The sequence below is a fragment of the Serratia sp. FS14 genome, assembly GCF_000695995.1.
Taxonomy (GTDB): Bacteria; Pseudomonadota; Gammaproteobacteria; order Enterobacterales; family Enterobacteriaceae; genus Serratia; species Serratia nematodiphila.
This window is the reverse complement of the sequence record NZ_CP005927.1, coordinates 3,169,793-3,192,738: the sequence shown is the minus strand read 5'-3', so window position 1 is coordinate 3,192,738 and position 22,946 is coordinate 3,169,793. Positions and strand designations below refer to the sequence as shown.

General features: G+C 62.9%; 19 protein-coding genes and 1 pseudogene. 3 read left to right on the top strand and 17 right to left on the bottom strand.

All coding sequences use genetic code 11. The features are described 5' to 3' along the window. The 3 genes from L085_RS14390 to L085_RS14380 all read right to left on the bottom strand — a co-directional run bounded on the left by L085_RS14390 (window position 1) and on the right by L085_RS14380 (window position 4,268). Window positions 1-957 carry an ABC transporter permease gene (locus L085_RS14390; protein ID WP_004934604.1) on the bottom strand — a complete coding sequence of 319 codons (957 nt, stop codon included), beginning with the start codon at window positions 955-957 and terminating at the stop codon, window positions 1-3. Window positions 958-1,005: 48 nt separating this feature from the next. Beyond that, a complete protein-coding gene (locus tag L085_RS14385; RefSeq protein WP_044031046.1) occupies window positions 1,006-2,694 on the bottom strand; it encodes an ABC transporter substrate-binding protein in 1,689 nt (562 codons plus the stop codon). A 113-nt stretch (window positions 2,695-2,807) separates the two neighbouring features. Continuing rightward, the gene (locus tag L085_RS14380; protein ID WP_049870672.1) at window positions 2,808-4,268 is read right to left on the bottom strand and encodes a PLP-dependent aminotransferase family protein; all 1,461 of its coding nucleotides are present in this window, start codon (window positions 4,266-4,268) and stop codon (window positions 2,808-2,810) included. Window positions 4,269-4,412: 144 nt separating this feature from the next. On the opposite strand from L085_RS14380, the gene L085_RS14375 reads away from it, so the two are divergent. From L085_RS14375 to L085_RS24755, 3 genes are read left to right on the top strand one after another with little or no spacing between them, the layout of a single operon-like run. Then, complete coding sequence (locus L085_RS14375) at window positions 4,413-5,813, top strand: cytochrome ubiquinol oxidase subunit I (protein ID WP_004934615.1); 1,401 nt, start codon at window positions 4,413-4,415, stop codon at window positions 5,811-5,813. 2 nt (window positions 5,814-5,815) lie between these two features. Further along, on the top strand, window positions 5,816-6,823 hold the full coding sequence (gene cydB, locus L085_RS14370) for a cytochrome d ubiquinol oxidase subunit II (protein WP_004934617.1): 1,008 nt from the start codon (window positions 5,816-5,818) through the stop codon (window positions 6,821-6,823). Window positions 6,824-6,837: 14 nt separating this feature from the next. Beyond that, on the top strand, window positions 6,838-6,990 hold the full coding sequence (locus L085_RS24755; RefSeq protein WP_071841637.1) for a DUF2474 domain-containing protein: 153 nt from the start codon (window positions 6,838-6,840) through the stop codon (window positions 6,988-6,990). Window positions 6,991-6,999: 9 nt separating this feature from the next. Here L085_RS24755 and L085_RS14365 read toward each other — a convergent pair whose 3' ends face one another. The 14 genes and pseudogenes from L085_RS14365 to L085_RS14300 all read right to left on the bottom strand — a co-directional run bounded on the left by L085_RS14365 (window position 7,000) and on the right by L085_RS14300 (window position 22,573). Beyond that, a complete protein-coding gene (locus L085_RS14365; RefSeq protein ID WP_044031045.1) occupies window positions 7,000-7,266 on the bottom strand; it encodes a hypothetical protein in 267 nt (88 codons plus the stop codon). After that, the gene (locus tag L085_RS14360) at window positions 7,263-7,487 is read right to left on the bottom strand and encodes a hypothetical protein (protein WP_015378182.1); all 225 of its coding nucleotides are present in this window, start codon (window positions 7,485-7,487) and stop codon (window positions 7,263-7,265) included. Before L085_RS14360 ends, L085_RS14365 begins: the two co-directional genes overlap by 4 nt. 106 nt (window positions 7,488-7,593) lie before the next feature. Continuing rightward, window positions 7,594-8,679: an acyl-CoA desaturase gene (locus tag L085_RS14355; protein ID WP_044031044.1), complete on the bottom strand. Its 1,086-nt coding sequence runs from the start codon at window positions 8,677-8,679 to the stop codon at window positions 7,594-7,596. Continuing rightward, window positions 8,676-9,758, bottom strand: a complete 1,083-nt coding sequence (locus L085_RS14350) for an acyl-CoA desaturase (RefSeq protein WP_044031043.1) — start codon at window positions 9,756-9,758, stop codon at window positions 8,676-8,678. Before L085_RS14350 ends, L085_RS14355 begins: the two co-directional genes overlap by 4 nt. Beyond that, on the bottom strand, window positions 9,751-10,884 hold the full coding sequence (locus L085_RS14345) for a sterol desaturase family protein (protein WP_044031042.1): 1,134 nt from the start codon (window positions 10,882-10,884) through the stop codon (window positions 9,751-9,753). Before L085_RS14345 ends, L085_RS14350 begins: the two co-directional genes overlap by 8 nt. After that, entirely contained in the window at window positions 10,881-11,498 is a 618-nt protein-coding gene (locus tag L085_RS14340; protein WP_015378186.1) for a phosphatase PAP2 family protein, read from the bottom strand. The genes L085_RS14345 and L085_RS14340 overlap by 4 nt, the downstream gene beginning before the upstream one ends. Next, the gene (locus L085_RS14335; RefSeq protein WP_044031041.1) at window positions 11,495-12,781 is read right to left on the bottom strand and encodes a F390 synthetase-related protein; all 1,287 of its coding nucleotides are present in this window, start codon (window positions 12,779-12,781) and stop codon (window positions 11,495-11,497) included. The genes L085_RS14340 and L085_RS14335 overlap by 4 nt, the downstream gene beginning before the upstream one ends. Continuing rightward, window positions 12,778-13,584 carry an MBL fold metallo-hydrolase gene (locus tag L085_RS14330; RefSeq protein WP_044031040.1) on the bottom strand — a complete coding sequence of 269 codons (807 nt, stop codon included), beginning with the start codon at window positions 13,582-13,584 and terminating at the stop codon, window positions 12,778-12,780. The genes L085_RS14335 and L085_RS14330 overlap by 4 nt, the downstream gene beginning before the upstream one ends. Continuing rightward, on the bottom strand, window positions 13,577-14,593 hold the full coding sequence (locus L085_RS14325) for an NAD(P)-dependent oxidoreductase (RefSeq protein WP_044031039.1): 1,017 nt from the start codon (window positions 14,591-14,593) through the stop codon (window positions 13,577-13,579). The genes L085_RS14330 and L085_RS14325 overlap by 8 nt, the downstream gene beginning before the upstream one ends. Further along, the gene (locus tag L085_RS14320; RefSeq protein ID WP_044031038.1) at window positions 14,590-15,597 is read right to left on the bottom strand and encodes a 3-oxoacyl-[acyl-carrier-protein] synthase III C-terminal domain-containing protein; all 1,008 of its coding nucleotides are present in this window, start codon (window positions 15,595-15,597) and stop codon (window positions 14,590-14,592) included. The genes L085_RS14325 and L085_RS14320 overlap by 4 nt, the downstream gene beginning before the upstream one ends. A 273-nt stretch (window positions 15,598-15,870) precedes the next feature. Then, window positions 15,871-16,548: a respiratory nitrate reductase subunit gamma gene (gene narI / locus L085_RS14315; protein ID WP_044031037.1), complete on the bottom strand. Its 678-nt coding sequence runs from the start codon at window positions 16,546-16,548 to the stop codon at window positions 15,871-15,873. A gap of 2 nt (window positions 16,549-16,550) precedes the next feature. Further along, window positions 16,551-17,273 (bottom strand): nitrate reductase molybdenum cofactor assembly chaperone, encoded by a 723-nt coding sequence (gene narJ / locus L085_RS14310; protein ID WP_004934644.1) that lies wholly within the window; start codon window positions 17,271-17,273, stop codon window positions 16,551-16,553. Continuing rightward, window positions 17,270-18,814: a nitrate reductase subunit beta gene (gene narH / locus L085_RS14305; protein ID WP_044031036.1), complete on the bottom strand. Its 1,545-nt coding sequence runs from the start codon at window positions 18,812-18,814 to the stop codon at window positions 17,270-17,272. The genes narJ and narH overlap by 4 nt, the downstream gene beginning before the upstream one ends. Next, window positions 18,811-22,573, bottom strand: a pseudogene (locus tag L085_RS14300) (nitrate reductase subunit alpha). Before L085_RS14300 ends, narH begins: the two are co-directional and overlap by 4 nt. Window positions 22,574-22,946: the final 373 nt, after the last annotated feature.

The window sequence follows — 22,946 nt, the reverse complement described above, 5'->3', positions numbered from 1 at the left end:
TTACCTCAAGCGAATGCGTGGATCGGCGTAGGCGTACAGAATGTCCGCCAGCAGATTGCCGAGAATGGTCAAGGCGGCCAGAAACAGCGTGAACCCCATCAATACCGGGTAATCACGCGCCGCCAGCGAATCGATATGGATGTGTCCGGCGCCCGGCCAGTTGAAGATTTTTTCGGTGATCAGCGCGCCGGAGAACAATCCCGGCAGCTCGAACCCCAGCAGGGTGATGATCGGCAATAGCGCATTGCGCAGCGCGTGTTTGAGGATCACCGTTTTCTCCCTGAGCCCTTTGGCGCGCGCGGTGCGAATATAGTCCATGCGGATCACCTCCAGCATGCTGGCGCGGAAATAGCGCGTCAGGCTGCCAGCCTGCAGCATCACCAGCGCCAGCACCGGCAACAGCAGGTGCGCCGCCACCTCCAGCGCCCAGGCCAGCCCGCTCGCCTCGCTGCCGGTGCGCAGCATGCCGCCCGCCGGCAGCCAGTGCAGATCGACGGCGAACCATTTGATCAGCAACAGGCACAGGAAGAACGTCGGAAACGACATGGCGGCGAACACCGCCACGGTGATCAGATGATCGAACAGCGAATAGGGTTTCATCGCCGAGATCACTCCCACCGCCAGCGCGATGCCCCAATACAACACCATCGCCACCGCCGCCAGCAGGAACGAATTCCAGATGTATTGGTTCAGCAGCGTGCTGACCGGGATCTGGTACTGCAGTGAAAAGCCGAGGTCGCCCTGCAGCAGCCGGCCAAGCCAGTGCAGATAGCGGCTGAACAACGGCTGATCCAGCCCGTACAGCGCCCGCAGCTCGGCGGCGCGTTGCGCGGTCAGATTGATGTTGCCGTCGATAAAATCGCCGGGCGCCAGGGCGAAAATGCAAAAAATCAGCAAGGAAGCCAACAGCAGCATCGGGATCGTCTGCAGCAGGCGGCGCAGGATAAAATTTCTCATCGCGGGTTCCATCGCCGCCGCCCGGAATGGCGCGGCGGCGTCAGGGCGTTACGGCGCCGGTTTGACGTTCGGCAGGCTGCCGACCAATCCGTTGTAGATATCCGGTTTAAAGCCGGTGACGCGCGCGCTGCTGGCGCTCAAAATCTCGCGGTTGCCGAGCAGGATCACCGGCGGATCGTCTGACAGCGCCTGGTACAGCTGGTGGTACAGCGGCTTGCGCTGCGCGATATCCAGCGTGGCATTGGCTTTGGCGATCAGCCCGTCCACCTGAGGATTGTGATAGCCGGTCTCGCTCTCGCGGCTGATGAAATCGCGTACGCCGTCGTGCGGATCGTTCAGCGTGCTGGTGCTGAGAGACGCCAGATCGTAATTGCCCGCCTTGCGCTGCGCCAGCAGCGCGTTGAAATCCAATACCTGCGGTTTCAGCACCACGCCGAGCCGGCGGTAGTTATCCTTGGCGATCGGCACCAGCGCGTCGTTGATCAGCTTTTTGGTCACCAGCAGCGTCAGCTCCAGCTTTTTACCGTCTTTCTGCCGGATGCCGTCCGCCCCCGCCTGCCAACCGGCCTCGTCCAACAGCTTTTTGGCCTTATCGAGATCGTAAGCGTAAGGATTGATGCCATTCGCGTCATAGGCCCAGGAGATCGGCGAAATCGGCTGGTTGGCGACCTTGCCGTACCCCTGATACACCACGGCGATCAGCTTTTGCCGATCCAGGCCGTAAATCAACGCCTGGCGCACCCGCTTGTCCTGCAGCGCCGGGCGCTTGAGGTTGAAGTCGATGCGGCTGTAATCGCTTGAGCTGTAAAGGTTGATATTGGCGAAGCCGAGCAGCTTGAGCTGTTCGATATCGTCCGGCTTGGCGGTAAAGGCGTCGTAGTCGGTCTCACCGGTCTGGAACAGCTGGAAGTTGGTGGCCGGGTTGGTGACGCGATAGATAAAGCGCGCCATCGGCGGCGGGCCGAGGTAGAAGTTCGGGTTGGCGTGGAAGCGGATCTCCTGCCCCGGCACGTACTTGTCGTAAATATAGGGGCCGTTGCCGAGCGGTTTGCCGTTCAAGGCGCGCACGCCGTCGAGCTTGCCCCGCTGATAGTTTTTGCCGTAGTAAGCCCGCGACAGCACCGGGCCGCCGATCAGTTGCAGCGTGGTAGCGCCCGGTTGCGTGGTGACGATCTGAATGGTGCGATCGTCGATCACCTTCAGGCCGCTGATGCCGGCGGCGGTGCCGTTTTTATACTCGGCGCCGCCCTGAATGTGCGCCGGCGTGATGTCAGTGTCGCCGTCATAGGCCGGATCGTGCAACAGCGTCAGGGTAAAGGCGATATCGTCGGCCTTCAGCGGCGAGCCGTCGCTGTAGACCAGATTCGGCCGCAGCTTGATGGTGTAGGTCAGATTATCGGGACTGACCTGCCAGGACTCCGCCAGGCGTCCTTCCGGCTTGCCCTGGCTGTCCAGGCCGATCAGGCGGCTGAAGATCACGTCGGTGACGTTCTCATCCCAGCCGTTGGTGAACAGATACGGGTTGAAAATCCCCTGCGGTTCCGAGATGCCCGCCACCACGGTGTCTTTGCGCAGCTTGGCGGCGGCCGGCACCCGGCTGACGTCGCTGGCCGGCGTGATGCCTACGGCCAGCGTTTCCGCCTGCGCGTCGGCGCTCAATCCCAGCGCGCAGATCAACGCCAGCGGCGTCAACCGATAACGCAACAGTTTGTTTAGCTTGTTTTTTATTCTACTCACCCACTGCCCCTCGTCTACCCGTTGATAAAAATGTGACAAAATTTATCGCAGAGTAATGGGCGGCTGGAGGGCTGTCTAACAACGAAACCGGCATTCCATTGCCGAAAAAAGCATTATGAATTTTTCTGGGGCGAAGCGGCGTGAAAAACGTGGCTCAACCGGCCGCCGCCAGCCCCCCGGATAAGTTTGGCTAAGGTTTTGATCGCCTCTTCAAAGCGGTCATTCCATTCAAAAGAGGCGTTGAGACGGAAGCAGTGGTTGAAATGGTCGCCGGTGGTGAACATGCGCCCCGGCGCGATGCTGATACCCCGGGAAAGGGCCCGCCGGTACAACTCCATCGACGACAGCGCCGGATCCAGCTCCAGCCACAGGAAGTAACCGCCGTCGGGCTGGCTGACCTTTACCGTCGGCGGGAAATGGTGGGCAATCGCCTGACGCATCGCGCTTTGGCGCTGGGCCAGCAGGCGGCGCAACCGCCGCAGGTGGGTGTCGTAGCCGCCGTGCAGCAGATAATCCGCCAGCGCCATCTGGGTCGGCACGCTGGTGGAAACGGTGCTCATCAGCTGCAAACGCTGGATCTGCTGCGCATAACGCCCCGCCGCCACCCAGCCAACGCGAAAGCCCGGCGCCAGGCATTTGGAAAACGACGAGCAGTGCAGGATCTGGCCGCCGCTGTCGAGCGCCTTGGCCGGCAGCGGCCGTTCGGCGCTGAAGTACAGCTCGCCGTAGACATCGTCTTCGATCAGCGAGATCTGCCGCTCGCGCAGCAGCGCCACCAGACGCTGTTTGTTGGCCTCCGGCAGGGTGGCGCCCTGCGGGTTCTGGAAGTGGGTCATCAGCCAGCAGGCTTTGATCGGATACTGCTCCACCGCCTGCTGCAACGCGTCCAGATCGATGCCGTCCTGCGGATGGGTGGCGATCGCCACCGCCTTCAGCCGCAGCCGTTCCAGCGCCTGCAGCGCACCGTAAAACGCCGGCGACTCGATCGCCACATAGTCGCCCGGTTGGGTCACCGCCTGCAGGCTGAGGCTGAGCGACTCCATCGCCCCGGCGGTGATAACGATTTCGTCCGGCGCGACCTGCATGCCGCTCAGCGCATAACGTTGGGCAATGTGCCGCCGCAGCGCGTCGTTGCCCGGCGGCAGGTTAGCCAGCGAACTGTGCGGCGTGAATTTGCGCGCTACGCTGCTCAGCGCCCGCGCCAGCTTCGGCTGGGCGAACAGCGTGGCGTCGGGAAAGGCCGAACCGAAAGGCACGATGTCCGGATCCTTGCAGGCCTGCAGCACGTCAAAAATAAAGGCGTTGATGTCCACCTGCTCGCTCAGCAACAGTTTCTCGCCGCGCGAAGGCTGAGGCAGCGGCTGCGGACGCGCCGCCACGTAGTAACCCGACTGCGGCCGGGCGACGATCCACCCCTGGCTCTCCAACAGTTGGTAAGACTGCACCACCGTCATCAGGCTTAATCCGGCGCGTTTGCCGCTCTCGCGCAGCGAAGGCAGCTTGTCGCCCGCCCGCCACACCCGGTTCTGGATCTGTTCTCTAATCTGTTGCGCAAGCTGCTCGTATCGGGTCATAACCATTAACTGTTATATGAAAAAGTAAAATAACTGTCACTATTATAGTCACTGTACTTCGTGATTAACTTCACGCCAAGCTTTTCACATAAAAATGACAGCTATACTCAAGAGGTTAATTTATGTTCAACCCTAGGAGGCGCCATGCTGGGTCTTGATGCACTGGAACTCGCCAGAATACAGTTCGCCTTCACCGTGTCTTTCCATATCATCTTCCCCGCCATCACCATCGGCTTAGCCAGCTATCTGGCGGTGCTGGAGGGATTATGGTTGAAAACGCACAATGAAGCCTATCGTGAGCTTTACCATTTCTGGTCAAAGATTTTCGCCGTTAACTTCGGCATGGGCGTGGTTTCCGGGTTGGTGATGGCCTACCAGTTCGGCACCAACTGGAGCTTTTTCTCCGAGTTCGCCGGCAGCATTACCGGGCCGCTGCTGACTTATGAAGTGCTGACCGCCTTCTTCCTCGAAGCCGGTTTCCTCGGCGTGATGCTGTTCGGCTGGAACCGCGTCGGCCCAGGGCTGCACTTCTTCGCCACCTGCATGGTGGCGCTCGGCACGCTGATCTCCACCTTCTGGATCCTGGCCTCCAACAGCTGGATGCAGACCCCACAGGGACACGAAATCATCAACGGCCAGGTGGTGCCGGTCGACTGGCTGAAGGTGATCTTCAACCCGTCCTTCCCGTATCGCCTGCTGCATATGTCCACCGCCGCCTTCCTCTCCTCGGCGTTCTTCGTCGGCGCTTCCGCCGCCTGGCACCTGCTGCGCGGCCGCGATACGCCGGCGATGCGCAAGATGCTGTCGATGGCGATGTGGATGGCGCTGATCGTCGCGCCGGTGCAGGCGCTGATCGGCGATGCGCACGGCCTGAATACGCTGAAACACCAGCCGGCGAAGATCGCCGCCATCGAAGGCCACTGGGAAAACCCGCCGGGCGAAGCCACGCCGCTGATCCTGGTCGGTTGGCCGGACATGCAGCGTGAAGAGACCCGCTTCAAGCTGGAGGTGCCCTATCTCGGCAGCCTGATCCTGACGCACAGCCTGACCGAGCAGGTACCGGCGCTCAAATCCTTCCCGCCGGAAGATCGCCCCAACTCCACCGTGGTGTTCTGGTCGTTCCGCATCATGGTCGGGCTGGGCATGCTGATGATCCTGGCCGGGGTGTGGAGCCTGTGGCTGCGCTGGCGCGGCGGGCTCTATCAGTCGCGCCCGTTCCTGTACTTCATTCTGTGGATGGGCCCATCCGGACTGCTGGCGCTGCTGGCGGGCTGGTTCACCACCGAGATCGGCCGCCAGCCGTGGGTGGTGTATGGCCTGCTGCGCACCAAGGATGCGGTCTCCGCGCACGGCGATCTGCACATGAGCATCAGCCTGCTGGCGTTCATCATCGTCTACTGCTCGGTGTTCGGCGTGGGTTATTCCTACATGATGCGCCTGATCCGCAAAGGGCCGCAGCCGCATGAACACCAAGAAGACAATACCGAGGGCCGCCCGGCGCGTCCGCTGTCCGCGGTCAACGACACTCTGGACGACAGGAGCTGAACATGGGTATCGATCTTCCGCTGATTTGGTTTGTGATCATCGTGTTCAGCACCATGATGTATGTGGTGATGGACGGTTTCGATTTGGGCATCGGCATCCTGTTTCCGTGGGTGAAAGAGAGCGGCGATCGCGATCTGATGATGAACACCGTCGCCCCGGTGTGGGACGGCAATGAGACCTGGCTGGTGCTGGGCGGTGCGGCGCTGTTCGGCGCCTTCCCGCTGGCCTACTCGGTGATCCTCGACGCGCTGGCGATCCCGCTGACGCTGATGCTGATCGGGCTGATTTTCCGCGGCGTGGCCTTCGAGTTTCGCTTCAAGGCGACGCCGCAGAAGCGCCATATCTGGGACAAAGCGTTCATCTGGGGCTCTCTCTTCGCCACCTTCAGCCAGGGGGTAGTGGTGGGCGCCGTGATCAACGGTTTCCCGGTCGAAGGCCGCACCTACGCCGGCGGCGCGCTGGACTGGCTGACGCCGTTCGCGCTGTTCTGCGGGCTGGGGCTGGTGGTAACCTACGCCCTGCTCGGTTGCACCTGGTTGGTGATGAAAACCGCCGGCGATCTGCAGGCGCGCATGTATTACCTGGCGACGCCGCTGCTGGCGATCCTGTTGCTGGTGCTGGCCGCAGTCAGTATCTGGACGCCGATCGCGCATCCGGAAATCGCCGCCCGCTGGTTTACGCTGCCGAACCTGTTCTGGCTGCTGCCGGTGCCGCTGCTGGTGCTGCTCAGCGCCTGGGGCATTCAGCGCGGGGTGAAACGCGGCGCGCACTACTCGCCGTTCATGCTGACGCTGTTGCTGGTGTTCCTCGGCCTGAGCGGGCTTGGCATCAGCATCTGGCCGCACCTGATCCCGCCGGCCATCAGCCTGTGGGACGCCGCCGCGCCGCCGCAGAGCCTCGGCTTTATGCTGGTGGGCGCGCTGTTCATCATCCCGATCATCCTGGTCTACACCTTCTGGAGCTACTACGTGTTCCGCGGCAAGATCAGCCATGAGCACGGCTATCACTGAGGAGGGAGGACGCTATGCAAGATAAAATGGCAGCCGCCGCTCCGGCGCCCTGGTGGAAACGCATCGGTTGGCTGGTGATCATCTGGAGCGCCAGCGTGCTGGGGCTGTTCGTGGTCGCCTCGCTGTTCCGCCTGCTGATGACCGCGGCGGGCATGAAGTCGCATTAACGCGGCGCCTTATCTGGCCGCGCTGTTGGGAAAGTAAAAAGAGACCACCAGCGTGACCAGCGGCAAGGCGCCGATCTTCACCAGCTCGAACACTTGACCGAGCGCTTCGTTTTTGTCCCAATACGCGTGGGCGGCGAATACGCCCACGCTGACCGCAAATATCCCGCACAGTACCTGGCGCGCCAGGCGCAGCCGCTCCATTTCGTCGAAGACCAACACCTGCTCCAGATAAACCTGGCTGGCTTCATCGCGCAGATTACGGCTTTCGATGCTCATGGGAAGATCTCCACGACCCGTCCCACCGCTTCAAGCTGTTCGCCATTCTCTCGTACGATGCCTAGACACGTACCATCCTGCTTCATCCAGTACTTATCGGCAATGGCGATCAGTGCAAACGCCATTTTGATTACCTCGGTTTTTTCCATCCCGTGACGCCGGGCGATATCGTTCAGATCATCATCAATTTTGTTCGATAACCGAATAGGTAAACTCCGCATACTCCACCTCCTGTGGTCGTTGATTCACCGGGGGAAAGTCTACTGGAAGGGTAAATGTCGTTCAATTAGTGAACTGCGTAACGCCTCGCATAACCCGCATGCAACGCTAGTGCGGCTTGCGCCCCATCGCGCTGAGGAAACGCTGCTGCAGGCGCAACAGCTCCTCCAACTCCAGCAGGCGGTAGTCGATGCCGAAACGCGGCGCCACCTCGCCGATAATGCGGCTCAGCGCCGGGTAATGGCGGTGGCTCCAGTGCGGGAACAGATGATGCGTCAAATGCAGGTTCGCCCCGCCGAGCCAGTACCCCAGCCAGCGCGGCCGGGTCAGCCAGTCGAAGGTAGTGGCGAACACATGATGATACCAGCCGTGCGGCATTGCGCCTTGTTCTGGCGCCTGGTAGAAGTTGGCCTTGGCCCAGTGGGTGCCGATGATGAGCATCACGAACAGCAGTGAAGAAAGCATCTGGCTCAGCAAATAGACCAGCAGGATTTGCCCGATGCCGATAGCCGGCGGCAGCAGCCAGCACGGGATCGCCAGCGCCAGCAGCAGGTGCGCCGCCTTCCCCGCCAGAAACCCGATCCAGCCACGCACGCCCTGATGCGCCATGCGCGCCGCCACGCGGGTGCGGCCCGCCCTGTCCAGCCAATCGAACAGCCAGATGTAGTACGGAAAAGTCAGCGCCGCCACCAGCGGCCAATAGTAACGCTGCGCGCGCATAAAAGGCCGCCAGCGCTGGAACGGCGTTTGCCGCAGCACGCCGTTGGCGTCGATGTCGGGATCGTAATGTTCGATATTGTTATGGGCATGATGGAACAGCACGTGCCGCACGCGCCAGCAGTCGGGATCCAACCCCAGCGGCACGCTCACCAGGGCGTTCAACCCGCGGTTGGCCCAGGGGCGACGGAAAAATGCGTTGTGCGAGGCGTCGTGCACCACGTTCACCGTCAGGAACATGCCGATAAAGATAAAACCGAAATAGCAGGCGAAAAACGCCCAGCCGTTCTGCTGTTGCAGGCTCAGCCCGTAACACAGGCCGCACAGCGCCAGCAGCAGCGCGACCTTCGCCAGCATGCCGCCGTCGGCGAAACGGTGATCGCCGTTGGCCGCCAGATAATGCTGGGCGGCCTGCATCAGCGCGCGGTGCAACCCGCTGTCGTCGCGCCGATAGGCTAACGGACGCAGCGGTTTCATGGCTGCCCCATAAGGCGTAAGAAGCGCTGTTGCTGCGCCAGCAGTTCGCGATAGCCGATGCAGCGATACGCCATGCCATGCCGCTGCGCCACCTCTGCCACCGCTGCGGCCAGCGCCGGGTAATGGCGATGATTCCAGCCGGGCAACAGGTGATGGGTCAGGTGATAGTTCAGCCCGCCGGTCAGATGCTCCAGCCAGCGCGGTTCGGGCTGCCAGTCGCAGGCGGTGGCGAAATTGTGCCGATACCAGCCTTGCGGCATGCTGCCGCCCGTCGGCGCCGGGTAAAACTCGGCCTGCGCCCAATGGGTGCCCAGCAGCAAGAACACCACCAGCAGCGAGGCGCACATCTGGCTGAGCGCGTAAGCCAGCAGCACCCAGCCCCAGCCGATGCCGTGCAAGTGGCCCACGACCAGCGGCGCCACCAGCACCAGCGCCAGATGCGCGAGCTTGCACAGCACGAACAGCGTCCAACCGCCGCGCCCCGCCAGCACGCGTTTTTCCCGCAGCGGCGTTTTATCGAGCCGATCGGACCAATCGAAAATCCACGCGATGTAAGGCAAGGAGAGCGCGGCGATCAGCGGCCAGTACAGATGCTGATAACGCATATGCGGTCGCCAGCGCTGGAACGGTGTCTGGCGGAAGAAACCGTTCTCTTCGGTATCCAGATCGTAGTGTTCGACGTTGGCGTAAACGTGGTGGTAATCCACATGCCGCGTGCGCCAGTAGTCCGGATCGACGCCCAGCGGCAGCGTCACCAACCGCCCCACCAGCCGATTGGCCCAGGGCGCACGCAGGAAAGCGTTATGCGAAGCATCGTGGTTGACGTTGACGTTAAGCAGCATGCCCATGGTCACGAACAGGAAATAGCAGAGGAAAAACGCCCAGGGCTGATGCTGCAGCAGGCTCAATGCGTAAAACCCGACGCACAACGCCAGCAACAGCGCGGCCTTGGCCAACCGCGCGGCATCGGCATAGCGATGATCGCCCGCCAGACAGGCGTGGGCCGCGCGCTTAAGATCACGGTGGAAGGCCTGTTCGCCATCGGCGGGAAAACGCAGCGGCGGCAATGATTCAGCCATGCGGTTCCTCCACGGCGGCCGGTGCAGCCACCCGTCCCCAGCCCAGCGCGACGCACAGGGCATGCAACGCCACGGCGGCCATGGCGATATGCCAATAGCGCTGCGGCCAGCCGAGATAGCCGATAAACAGCAGCGGCATGCCCAACGCGACCAGCAACCAGACGGCGATCGCCCAAGGTCGCCCTTCCGTCATGCCGCCCAGCGCCACCGAGCCCAATGCCAGCAACACCAGCAGCGCCATTTGCGGCCAGTTGATGTCGCCGTAGCCGTAACCGTATTGGTAGACGTAACCGACCACCAGCGAGAACAACAGCATGGCGCCGCTGAATACGCTGAGCGCCGAACGGCGGTCGCGTGGCCGGCCCGGCGCCGGGCGCCAGGCCAGACGGAAATAGCGCAGGAACGGCAGATTGCTCGCCCAGAACGGGTTGGCGGACGGCCTGTCGCCGCCGACGCCATAGCTGAACGGCGTGCTCGGCAATGCCGGGCAGAAGGTGCCGAACAGCTTGTCCCAGAAGATAAAGCTGCCGCCGAAGTTCTTATTGGAATAGGCCATGTCCTTGACGTGATGCACCCGGTGATGCGCCGGCGTGACCAGGATTTTTTCCAGCACGCCAAGCTTCGGCGTCAGCGCGTTGTGATTAAACAGCTGGATGCTGTAGTGAAAAATAGAGACCGCAACGAACACCGACAGCGGCACGCCCGCCAGCGCCAGCAGCAAAAAGAACGGGATCGACGTCAACGACGAATACCAGGAGTTGCGTACCCCCAGCGACAGATTGAAATGCTCGCCCTGATGGTGCACCACGTGCACCGCCCACAGCAGGCGGAAACGATGGTGCAGACGGTGCAGCCAGTAGAAACCGAAGTCCCACGCCAGCAGGGCGAACAGCCACATCAGCAGCGGCGGCCAGGCATCCAGCAGCCCCAGGCTGAAATGCGCGGCCACGTAGTCGTAGCAGGTGATCTCCAACCCGCGGAACAGCCACAGCATGATATGGCCGGAATTCAGGTTGAACACCAGATCGTGCCAGTTGACCGGCTCGCGACGTCCCCACTGCAGCGCCACCGCCTCGGCCACCACGATGAACAGCATGAACACTATCGGCAATGCCAGATCGCTCATCCCATTTCTCCTTTAACCACGCGCCGGCGCAGGGTGTTCATACGCAGGGCCAGCCAGCCGGCGAACAGCGCCAGCAGCGCGCCGCCGGCCAAATCGACAAACAAATGGCGACGCAGTTGCAGAATCGAGAACGCGATTGCCGCGCCCCACAGCATCCACAGCGCCGTGCGCACTTTGCGCTCGCCGTCGCTCAGCGCCCACACCGCCAGCACCGTCAGCGCCATATGCAACGAAGGCAGGCAGTTCTGCGGCGAATCCACCTGGGTTAACGCCGCCAGCAGCTGCGCGCTGATCCCGACGCCATCGTTCTGCGGATAGGCCATGGTGGTCGGCCACAGCAGGTAAACCGCCCCGGCGCCCAGCGCGGTGAGCTGCATCGCCCGCGTCAGCCATGTGATCCGCGGTAGCGGCGCCAGCAGATAGCCCGCCGGGACAATGAGGAAGAACGACAGGTAGAGCCATATGGCCGTGGGGCTGAACGGGATCGCCCGGTCAAGCGCCGACGGCGGCAACAGGGTTCCCGCCCCCTGCAGGCGATCGGTCAGACTATACACCACCCCGACCGTCCCCCAGCCGAGCAACATGTGCCCTAGTCTGAACAGCGTATTTTTCATGCTTCCTCCGCCTGGCGCACGATGCGCCGCCGCTTGCGATCGAACTGCGGCAGCACCGCCTGCGCCGTCAACCGCCATTCGAGGCGCTCGGTGGCGATGCCCTGGCGAGCGAACAGCGCGATCAGCTGCGCCTGACAGTGCGCCAACGCCGCCGGGCTGCAATCGGCAATCAATTCCAACCGCCGTTCGCCGCGCTGGATCAGGCGGTAATCGCTGCTCAGCGGCAACGCATTGGCGATCGTTCGGCTGCAGGCATCGGCGAACACCGCCTGCGGTTGCCGCTGCGCATCGGGCAGCATCAGTTGATCGTCGCGCCGCCCCTCGATACGGGCGATCGCCCGCGTCGGCTGCCCGCACGGGCAGGGTTCCTTGCGCAGCACCAACACATCATCCAGCCGATAACGCACGATCGGCTGCGTGCTGCGGGTAAAGTCGGTGATCAACGGCGTAAAACGCAGTTCGTCGATCCACTGCGGTTCGATATGCAAAAACTCTTCGTTCAGATGCAGCGTACCGTGCGCGCAGGTCGCGGCAAGAAATCCTTCGGTGGCCTGATACACTTCGCCGACCGCCGGAAATACCTGCAGCAGCAGGCGGCGGTCCTGCTCTTCAAGCACCTCGGCCACCGAGATCGCTTTTTTGACCGGCAACTTCACCTGCCCGGCCAGCACCGCCAGCGCCAAGGCGCGCAGCACCTGCGCCGGGGCCACGATAATGCTGGGCGCCTGCCGTTCCAATGCGGGCAAATGCTCGCTGAACGGCGCCAGCAGATCGTAAAACGCCAGGCTCAGCCAACGATTGTTCACGCTGTGATAGAGATTATTGTCCGCCCGCAGAAACAGCGCAACGCGCTCGCCGGCCAACAGACCGTCCGGCAGCATCTTCGCCAGCATGCCGCCGGCCCACACCTGCTGTTCGCGCGGGCTGACGACAAACACGCCGCGCTGCCCGGAGGTGCCGGACGACAATCCAACGCTGTAGCGCCCGATCTTCGGCGTGAAATCGCGATCCGCCTCGCTGCGCTGCGCGCAGGCCAGCACCGCATCGCGCTGCAGCCCGGCGGTGTTCATCCGGTCGAACTGCGCCATCATCAGCGCCTTGTCCATCTGCGGCCATTCGGCGAACGGCCGGCGGCTGAAGCCTTGAAAATAGGGGCTCTTGCTCAGCACCCGACGGGCAAAGCCCGCGAGCTGCCGGGCCTGATGCGCCTCCAGCGCCGCACGATCGCCAAAGCGCAGGCGCCGGGCGCGGAAATAGTGCCAAAGGGTCATGAACGGGATCACAGGTCCCCCTCGTGGCACAGCAAAATGTTGACCTGGCCGCCCGCCCACAGCTGGTTGAGCCGCTCCAGCGTGCGGGTGTACGCCACCGCGTCGTCCATCACCAGATTGGCCAAGCGCGAAGGCCCGCGCAGCGTCTGGTAACTCTGCGGCGACCAGGCGGCGTCGCTGGCCAGCAGCGTCCAGCCGGCGTCGGTGAGAATAAAGGCGCCGATATGGCCGGCCGCATGCCCCGGCAGCGGCACCAGCACGATCTGCCCTTCGCTGCCCGGCAGCGCATAGCCGCGCTCGAACGGCGCCAGCAGCGCAGGCAACGCCACCGAGGGAAAAGCTTCCATAAACTGCAGGTTGCTCTCGAAATCTGCCGGGATCAGACCGGGAATAAAGGCGCGCTTCAGCGCCGCGAAACCGCGCAGCCCGCGGGTTTGCTGCCAGCCTTCGCCGGAGCAAATAAAGTCGAGTTGGCTGAAATCCTGCAGCCCGGCGATGTGATCGGCGTGAAAATGCGAGACGATCAGCGCCTGAATATCCCCCTCGGCGTAACCGGCGGCGCGCAGCTGATGCGCCAACGACTCGGCGGGATCGAAATAGACCGGCGTCATGCGGCGATACAGGCTGAACACCCCCGACTGCGTGTGCTGCTGAAAATAATGCGCGTAGCCGGTATCCCACAGCCAGCGGCGCTCCCCCACCTCCAGCAGATAGGCGCGCGCCGGGAATTTGCACACCCGGAACCCGGCTCCGCGCAGCGCCATGCAGCCGATATGCGTGCAATAGCCCACTTCAAACACGGTGACCTTAGCCATGCTGTCCGCCTCCTTGCCGCCGCAACCACTCGCCGGTCAGGCGAATGCCCTCTTCCATCGAATAACGCGGCTGATAGCCCAGCTCTTCGATCGCACGGGTCTGGCTCAGCGTCATGTCAAAATGCACCGCCGCCACGCTGTAGCGCGTCAGCAGCGGTTCCTTGCCGCTCAGCGTCGCCCACAGCTCCATGCCGCCGGCCAGCGTATGCAGCAACGGATAGGGCACGGCCTGCAGCCGGTAGCGCAGCCCCAGTTCCTGACGCAGCAGCGCATCCAGCATCTCCGCCAGCCGCTGCGGCTGGTGATTGGTAATGTTGTAAACGGTGCCGGACGGCAACCCGCGCTGCCGGCTGGCCAGGTCCATCGCGTGCACCACGTTGGGGGCGAAGGTCAGGTCCAGCAGCGCTTGCCCGCCGCCGGGCAGCCGCAGCACGCCGCGATCGCGTTCGAGCTGCTGCAACAGCCGCGGCACGATCACCCGATCGTGCGGGCCAAACAGGCCGCGCGGCCGCAGCATAATGTAGGTGGTTTGCGGGTAGATCTTCGCCTGCGCCAACAGGCGTTGTTCAGCCGCATACTTGCTGGCGGCATAGTGATTGGCGAAGCGCCGGGCGCGGTAACCTTCGTCAAGATCGTAATGCGGCTGAAAATCGAAGTAGATTGCCGGCGTGGAGATATGCACAAAGCGCCGCACGCCGCAGCGCCCCGCCGCCTCCGCCAGCCTCTCCGTCGCCGCGGCGTTGATGCGGTGAAACTCCGCTTTGCCGCCCCAGGGTGAAGACTTGGCCGCACAGTGCCAGACCCATTCGCAGCCGGTCACCAGCTCCCGACACTGCTGCGGCGTGGCCTGCGCCAGATCGAGCGCGCAAAACTCGGCGCCCAGCCGACGCAACGCTGCGCCGGCCCGCTCGTCGCGGCCGGTGGCGCGCACCTGATGTCCGGCCTCCAGCAGCCACTGCGCCGCGTTGCGTCCCAGCCCGCTGGTCGCCCCGGTGACCAGCACCCTCATGGCAGCAACACCATGCCGGCCAGCGCCAGCCCGGCGGCGGTGCCGATCAGCATCACCGGCTGGCCGGGGTTGAAGCGCCCGGTGGTCACGGCGGCATGCAGCGCCGTCGGGATGGACGCCGCCACCTGATTACCATGATGGCGGTAGATATCGACCAGCGCCTCGCTGGAGACGTGCAGCCGTTTGCGCATATGTTCGAGCGACAGATGGCTGGCCTGATGCGGCACAACGGTGGCGATCTGCGCCAGGGTCAGGCCGCTGGCGCTCAGCAGCCGGTCGAGGTAATCCTCAATCAGCGCCGACGCCTGGCGGAACAGCGGCTTGCCTTGCATATGAAACAGGAAGTCTTGCTCGCACATGCCGGCGCGCGGGTTGCGACGCGTGCCGCCGGCGCGGATCTCACACAGTTCGCTGCCGGCGGGGTAGGTTTCCACCAGGCTGGCGAGGATGCCGCTGGCGCCGTCGCCGCGCTCCACGATGGCGCAGGCCGCGCCGTCGCCGAAGATCAGCGACGACTCTTCGTGCTGCCAGTCGATGCCGCGTGAAGCGAGATCCGCCGAGACGATGGCGATGCGTCGATACGTTCCGGCGTTCAGCAGCCCCGCCGCCACCTGCAGCGCAGAGATAAAGCTGACGCAGCTGCTGTTGATGTCGAAGCCCGGCGTGCCCGGCGCCAGCCCCGCCACCTTGAGAATGTGCGCGGCGGTGCACGGCAGCGCCTGCACCGAAATCGCCGAGGCGGAGATCAGCAGATCGATCGAGTCCGCCGGAATGGCGCGGTGAGCCAGCGCATCCTGCAGCGCGGCAGCGGCGAGTTCGGCCTGGCTGGCATCGTCGGCGGCGTGATAGCGGTAAACGATGCCCGAGCGTTTTTCAACGTAGCCGGCCGGTTTCCCCAGCCGAGCGTCGAGCGCAGAGGACGCCACGCGGTTAGGCGGCAACGCGGCCCCGGTGGCGATGATTTTCAGAGGCAGCAGCTCGGATGAGCGTAATTGTGTGGTCATTATTGTTATTGATTAACCTGACTATCCATAAAGCGATTCTCCCGTACGGCGCGAAGGCCACACGGATCATCCCCGGTTTTTATGTCCCAAAATGCCTTTCATCAAGGCGGTATCTCTTGTTATCGGCTACCACAGGCCGACGTCCGTCGGCGCAAGCATAAACGTAACATAACTGAGATAGTGAGTTTACGACAAGGCGACGAGAATGGGCAGACGGCAGGGGAATTATCGGAATAGCGCCGCCGCTGGGGATCAGCGGCGGCGAGGTCAGGCTCAACGGCGGTTGCGCACCAGCTGGTAACGGCGGGTCAGGTATTCCACCGGCGCGCTCCAGATATGCACCAGGCGGCAGAACGGGAACAGCACGAACAGCGTCATGCCCAACACCATGTGCAGCTTGAAGATCAGCGCCACCCCGTCGAGATGCGCAGAGGCGCCGGCGTGGAAGGTCACCACCGCCTGGGCCCAGGCCACCAGCTTCATCATTTCGCTGCCGTCCATATGCTGGGCGGAGAACGGAATGGTCAGCAGGCCGAGGCACACCTGCACCACCAGCAACGTCAGGATCATGATGTCGGCGAAGCTGCTGGTGGCGCGCACCCGCGGGTTGGTTAACCGGCGTTTGAGCAACAGTGCGCCGCCGATCAGCGTCATCAGGCCGCAGGCGCCGCCGGCGATCATCGCCAGCTTCTGTTTCACGTCGATCGGCAGAAAGGCCTCATACATCCAGTGCGGCGTCAGCATGCCGAGGAAATGGCCGGCGAAGATGCCGATAATGCCGATGTGGAACAGGTTGGACGCCAGCCGCATGCCCTTTTTATCCAGCATCTGGCTGGAGCCGGCGCGCCAGCTGTATTGCCCGTAGTCGTAGCGCAGCCAGCTGCCGATCAGGAACACCGCGCCGGCCAGATAAGGGTAGATGTCGAAGAAGAACTGATTCAAAAATTGCATGATTAGCGTCCTTTGGTTCCGGTTAACGCATCCGTCAGGTCCAGATACTGTGGCGCCACCGCGCCGGCGAAGCGCCGCTGGTGCGCCGTCTGCTGGGCGGAGGCGCAGCCCTGTTCGCCGAGAAACTTGACCTGCTCCTCTTCCCACACCGCATCCAGCGCCTGCGGCGTATCGTCGCGCGCCTCTTGCGCCACCTGCGTCTCCAGAGCCTGCGCCTGTACCTCGCTGCCGGACAACGCCAGCAGCAAATCGAACAGCACCGCATACGGGCTTTCACGCTGCTGCAAGCGCGCGCCCAGCAGCGCCAGGATCGGCGCGATGTCCTGCAGCCCTTCGCGCGCCTGCGCCGCGTTGCGGCTGGCCAGATACTCCAGGTACAGCGGCAGGAAATCCGGCAGCTCGCGGCTGTCGATCTCCAGCCCGGCGGCGCGGTACTGCGCCATCAGGTCAACCATCGCCTGGCCGCGATCGCGCGATTCGCCGTGCACGTGTTCAAACAGCAGCAGCGAGGTGGCGCGGCCGCGATCGAACAGTTCGCAATAATCGGCCTGCGCGTCCAGCAACGGGCGCGCGCACAGGCGGCGGATAAACAGAATCAGCTGCGCGCTGTGGTGCAGATCCAACTCGCTGGCCGGCTCCAATGCTTCGATCAGCGCCTGCTGATGGTCAAACAGCGCCTGCTCCGGGTAATCCAGCAGGCGGGCGATCACTTTCAGGCTGATCATGAGGCATCCTCCGGCCGCGCGGTTTTCGCGGTCACGTCGATGGCGTCAATGCGGCGGCTGTTGAACAGGTTGAACTTGCCGTCGCTGCCGTGGCAGCCGTCGCCGAAGCTGAAGCCGCAGCCTTTGCTTTCCGGGAAGGCTTCACGCGCCAGCTCGCGGTGGCTCGACGGCACCACGAAGCGATCTTCATAGTTGGCGATCGCCAGGTAGCGATACATTTCCTGCGCCTGCGCTTCGCTTAACCCAACCTGCTCCAGCGCGCTGGTGTCGACCACGCCGTCGACGGTTTCCGCCCGTTTGTAATGGCGCATCGCCAGCATGCGCTTCAGCGCCAACAGCACAGGTTCGGTATCGCCGGCGGTCAGCAGATTCGCCAGATACTGCACCGGGATGCGCAGGCTCTCGACGTCCGGCAATACGCCGCTGTGCGCCAGTTCGCCGGCGTCGGCGGCGGACTGAATCGGCGACAATGGCGGCACGTACCACACCATCGGCAGCGTGCGGTATTCCGGATGCAGCGGCAGCGCCAGCTTCCAGTCCATCGCCATTTTGTACACCGGCGACTGCTGAGCGGCTTCAATGACGCCCTGCGGCACGCCGTCCGTCAGCGCCTGGGCAATCACCGCCGGGTCATGCGGATCGAGGAAAATATCGAGCTGGCTCTGGTACAGATCCTTGTCGTTTTGCACCGCCGCCGCCTGCTCGATGCGATCGGCGTCGTACAACAGCACGCCGAGGTAGCGAATGCGGCCGACGCAGGTTTCCGAACACACCGTCGGCTGCCCGGCTTCGATGCGCGGGTAGCAGAAGATGCACTTCTCGGACTTGCCGCTCTTCCAGTTGAAGTAGATTTTCTTGTACGGGCAGCCGGTCAGGCACATGCGCCAGCCGCGGCACTTGTCCTGGTCGATCAGCACGATGCCGTCTTCGCCGCGCTTGTAGATCGCCCCGCTCGGGCAGGTGGCGACGCAGGCCGGGTTGAGGCAGTGCTCGCACAGGCGTGGCAAATACATCATGAAGGTGTTTTCGAACTGGCCGTACATCGCCTTCTGCAGGTTGTCGAAGTTCTTGTCCTGCGAGCGTTTTTCAAATTCCCCGCCGAGGATCTCCTCCCAGTTCGGGCCGCTTTCGATCTTGTTCATGCGCTGGCCGGTGATCAGCGAGCGCGGGCGCGCCACCGGCTGGTGCTTGCCCTGTTTGGCGGTGTGCAGATGCTGATAGTCGTAATCGAACGGCTCGTAGTAGTCGTCCAGCGCCGGCACGTCCGGGTTGGCGAAGATTTTCGCCAGCACGCCGACGCGGTTGCCCATGCGCGGCTCCAGCTTGCCGTTGATTTTACGGATCCAGCCGCCCTTCCATTTTTCCTGATCTTCCCAGGCGTGCGGATAGCCGACGCCGGGTTTGCTTTCCACGTTGTTGAACCAGGCGTATTCCATGCCTTCGCGGCTGGTCCAGACGTTCTTGCAGGTGACCGAACAGGTGTGGCAACCGATGCACTTGTCCAGATTCAGCACCATGCCGACTTGCGAACGAATTTTCATTTGTGGTTCTCCTGCTGACTGCCCTGCGCGTAGTCGTTGCCTTCATCGTCCAACCAATCAATACGGTTCATCTTGCGCACCACCACGAACTCGTCGCGGTTGGAGCCGACGGTGCCGTAGTAGTTGAAGCCGTAGGCCAGCTGCGCATAGCCGCCGATCATGTGGGTCGGCTTCGGACAGGCGCGGGTCACCGAGTTGTGGATGCCGCCGCGTTGGCTGGTGATCTCCGAGCCAGGCAGATTCACGATGCGCTCCTGCGCGTGGTACATCATGGTCATCCCCGCCGGGATACGCTGGCTGACCACCGCGCGCGCCGTCAGCGCGCCGTTGGCGTTGAAGGCCTCGATCCAGTCGTTGTCCGCGATGCCCAGATCTTTGGCGTCGTCTTCGCTCAGCCAGACGATCGGCCCGCCGCGCGACAGCGTCAGCATCAGCAGGTTGTCGCTGTAGGTGGAGTGGATACCCCACTTCTGGTGCGGCGTCAGGAAGTTCAGCGCCTTCTCCTTGTTGCCGTTCGGCTTGCTGTTGAGCAGCGGCTGGGCGGCGCGGGTATCGATCGGCGGCCTGTACGCCAGCAGGCTTTCGCCGAAGGCGCGCATCCACTCGTGGTCCTGATACAGCTGCTGGCGGCCGCTGAGCGTGCGCCACGGAATCAGCTCGTGCACGTTGGTGTAGCAGGCGTTATAGGAGACATGTTCGTCTTCCAGGCCGGACCAGGTTGGGCTGGAGATGATTTTGCGCGGCTGCGCCTGAATGTCACGGAAGCGAATTTTCTCGTCTTCCTTGTTCAGCGCCAGATGCCGGTGATCGCGGCCGGTGGCGTTGCTCAGCGCTTCCCAGGCTTTCACCGCCACCTGGCCGTTGGTTTCCGGCGCCAGCGACAGGATCACTTCCGCCGCGTCTATCGCGCTCTCGATCTTCGGCCGCCCCGCCGCCGGGCCGTCGGCCTTGACGTAGTTCAGCTGCTTGAGGAAATCGACCTCGGTCTGGGTGTTCCAGCTGATGCCCTTGCCGCCGTTGCCCAGTTTGTCCAGCAGCGGCCCCAGGGAGGTAAAACGCTCGTAGGTGGCCGGGTAATCGCGTTCCACCGCGATGATGTGCGGCGCGGTTTTGCCCGGGATCAGATCGCATTCGCCTTTCTTCCAGTCCTGCACGCCGTAAGGCTGCGCCAGCTCGGCGGCGGAGTCGTGCTGAATAGGCAAGGTCACCACGTCGGTTTCCTGGCCCAGATGGCCGACGCACACCTCGGAGAAGGCTTTGGCGATGCCCTTGTAGATTTCCCAGTCGCTCTTCGAATCCCAGGCCGGATCGACCGCCGCCGACAGCGGATGAATGAACGGGTGCATGTCGGAGGTGTTCATGTCGTCTTTTTCGTACCAGGTGGCGGTCGGCAGCACCACGTCGGAATACAGGCAGGTGCTCGACATGCGGAAATCGAGCGTCACCACCAGATCCAGCTTGCCTTCGCCGCCCTGCTCGCGCCATTCCACTTCCTGCGGCTTCACGCCGCCCTGCTGGCCGAGATCTTTCCCCTGGATGCCGTTCTCGGTGCCCAACAGGTATTTGAGCATGTATTCATGACCCTTGCCGGAAGAGCCCAGCAGGTTGGAGCGCCAGACGAACAGGTTGCGCGGGAAGTTCTGCGGATTGTCCGGCTGCTCGGCGGCAAAGCACAGCGCGCCGCTCTTCAGGCTGTCGACGGTAAATTCGACCGGCGATTGGCCGGCGGCGCGGGCCTGCTCCGCCAGGCGCAACGGGTTAGCGCCCAGCTGCGGCGCCGACGGCAGCCAGCCCATGCGCTCGGCGCGCACGTTGAAGTCGATCAGGCTGCCGCCGAAGCGCGATTTGTCCGCCAGCGGCGACAGCAGCTCATCGGCGCCGACGGTTTCATAGCGCCATTGGCTGGAATGGTTGTAGAAGAACGAGGTGCTGTTCATGTGGCGCGGCGGGCGTTGCCAGTCGAGGCCGAACGCCAGCGGCAGCCAGCCGGTTTGCGGCCGCAGTTTTTKCCTGGCCGACGTAGTGCGCCCAGCCGCCGCCGCTCTGGCCGACGCAACCGCAGAAGATCAGCATATTGATCAGGCCGCGGTAGGTCATGTCCATGTGATACCAGTGGTTGACGCCGGCGCCGACGATGATCATCGAACGGCCGTGGGTCTTCTCGGCGTTTTGCGCGAATTCGCGGGCAATGCGGATGATGTTATGGCGCGACACGCCGGTGATCTGCTCGGCCCAGGCCGGGCTGTAAGCCTTGACCTCGTCATAGTCGGCGGCGCAGTTGGCGTCGCCCAACCCGCGCTCCAGGCCGTAGTTAGCCAGCGTCAGATCGTACACGCTGGTCACCAGCGCTTCGCTGCCGTCCGCCAACTGCAGGCGTTTCACCGGCAGTTTGTGCAGCAGGATCTCGTCCAGCGCCACGCTGTTGAAATGCTCGCTGTCGGCGCCGCCGAAGTACGGGAAACCCACCTCGGCAACGTCGTCATGCATGCCCAACAGGCTGAGTTGCAGCTCGACTTCCTGTTGCGACTTGCCTTCGCGCTGCTCCAGGTTCCACTTGCCCTTCTCGCCCCAGCGGAAGCCGATGGAGCCCTGCGGCGCCACCAGCTCGCCGCTGCGGCTGTCGATAGCGACGGTTTTCCATTCGGGGTTGTTTTCCTGGCCCAGCCCGTCCACCAGATCGGCGGCGCGCAACAGGCGGCCGGCGGCGTAGTGGCCGCCTTCACGCGGCTCGAGCAGCACCAGCATCGGCATGTCGGTATAGCGACGCACATAGTCGCGGAAGTAGCCAACTTCGCGATCGAGATGGAACTCTTTCAGCATCACGTGGCCCATCGCCAGCGCCATCGCGCTGTCGGTGCCCTGCTTCGGATTCAGCCAGTGGTCGCACAGCTTGGCGACTTCGGCATAGTCCGGCGTCACCGCCACGGTTTTGGTGCCCTTGTAGCGCACTTCGGTAAAGAAATGGGCGTCCGGGGTACGCGTTTGCGGCACGTTGGAGCCCCAGGCGATAATGTAAGAAGAGTTATACCAGTCGGCGGACTCCGGCACGTCGGTCTGCTCGCCCCAGGTCATCGGCGAAGCCGGCGGCAGATCGCAATACCAGTCGTAGAAGCTCAGGCAGGCGCCGCCGATCAGCGACAGGTAGCGGGCGCCGGCGGCGTAGGACACCATCGACATCGCCGGGATCGGCGAGAAGCCGATAATGCGGTCCGGGCCGAAGGTTTTGGCGGTGTAGACGTTGGCGGCGGCGATCAGTTCATTGACCTCTTGCCAGCTGGAGCGGACGAAACCGCCGCGGCCGCGCGCCACCTTGTAGCTCTTGGCTTTTTCCGCATCGCCGACGATAGAGCCCCAGGCTTCGACCGGATCGCTGTGCTGCGCTTTCGCTTCGCGCCACAGCTTGAGCAGGCGCTTGCGCATCAGCGGGTATTTCAGCCGGTTGGCGCTGTACAGGTACCAGGAGTAGCTGGCGCCGCGCGGGCAGCCGCGCGGTTCATGGTTGGGCAGATCGGGGCGGGTGCGCGGATAGTCGGTTTGCTGGGTTTCCCAGGTCACCAGACCATTCTTCACGTAGATCTTCCAACTGCAGGAACCGGTGCAGTTCACGCCGTGGGTGGAACGCACCACTTTGTCGTGTTGCCAACGGCTGCGGTAGCCGTCTTCCCAGTCGCGGTTGGTGTTCAAGGTCTGGCCGTGATCGCCAGAAAAAGGCTCCGCCAACTGCTTGAAATAGCGGAAACGGTCTAAAAATTTGCTCATCCGGAATGCTCCTGAAGGCTCTTGTCGTTATAAGAAGACATGCTCAATCTGCCGCCAGCCTACTGACGGCCAAGAGGCGGCAAATTGATTGCGATCAAGAGAAAGCGGGAGGCACCGCGCGCGTCGGCTGAGAAATACCACCAAAGTATAGGTGTGAAAGATTAAGTTAATTGATTGAATTAAAACGAGTAAAACAGAATATAGAGATAAAGGTGGGCAGGCGGGAGGCAAGGCGGGGTATTTGGGGGTAGGACGCGGGAGAAACCTCCCGCGTCAGACTGTTGACAAAGGGGGAAAAAGCGTGGTTTTTCCCCCTTTGTGGTGAGCGGCCGAAAATCAATAAATTGATTTTCCTTGTTTTTTATTTGATGCT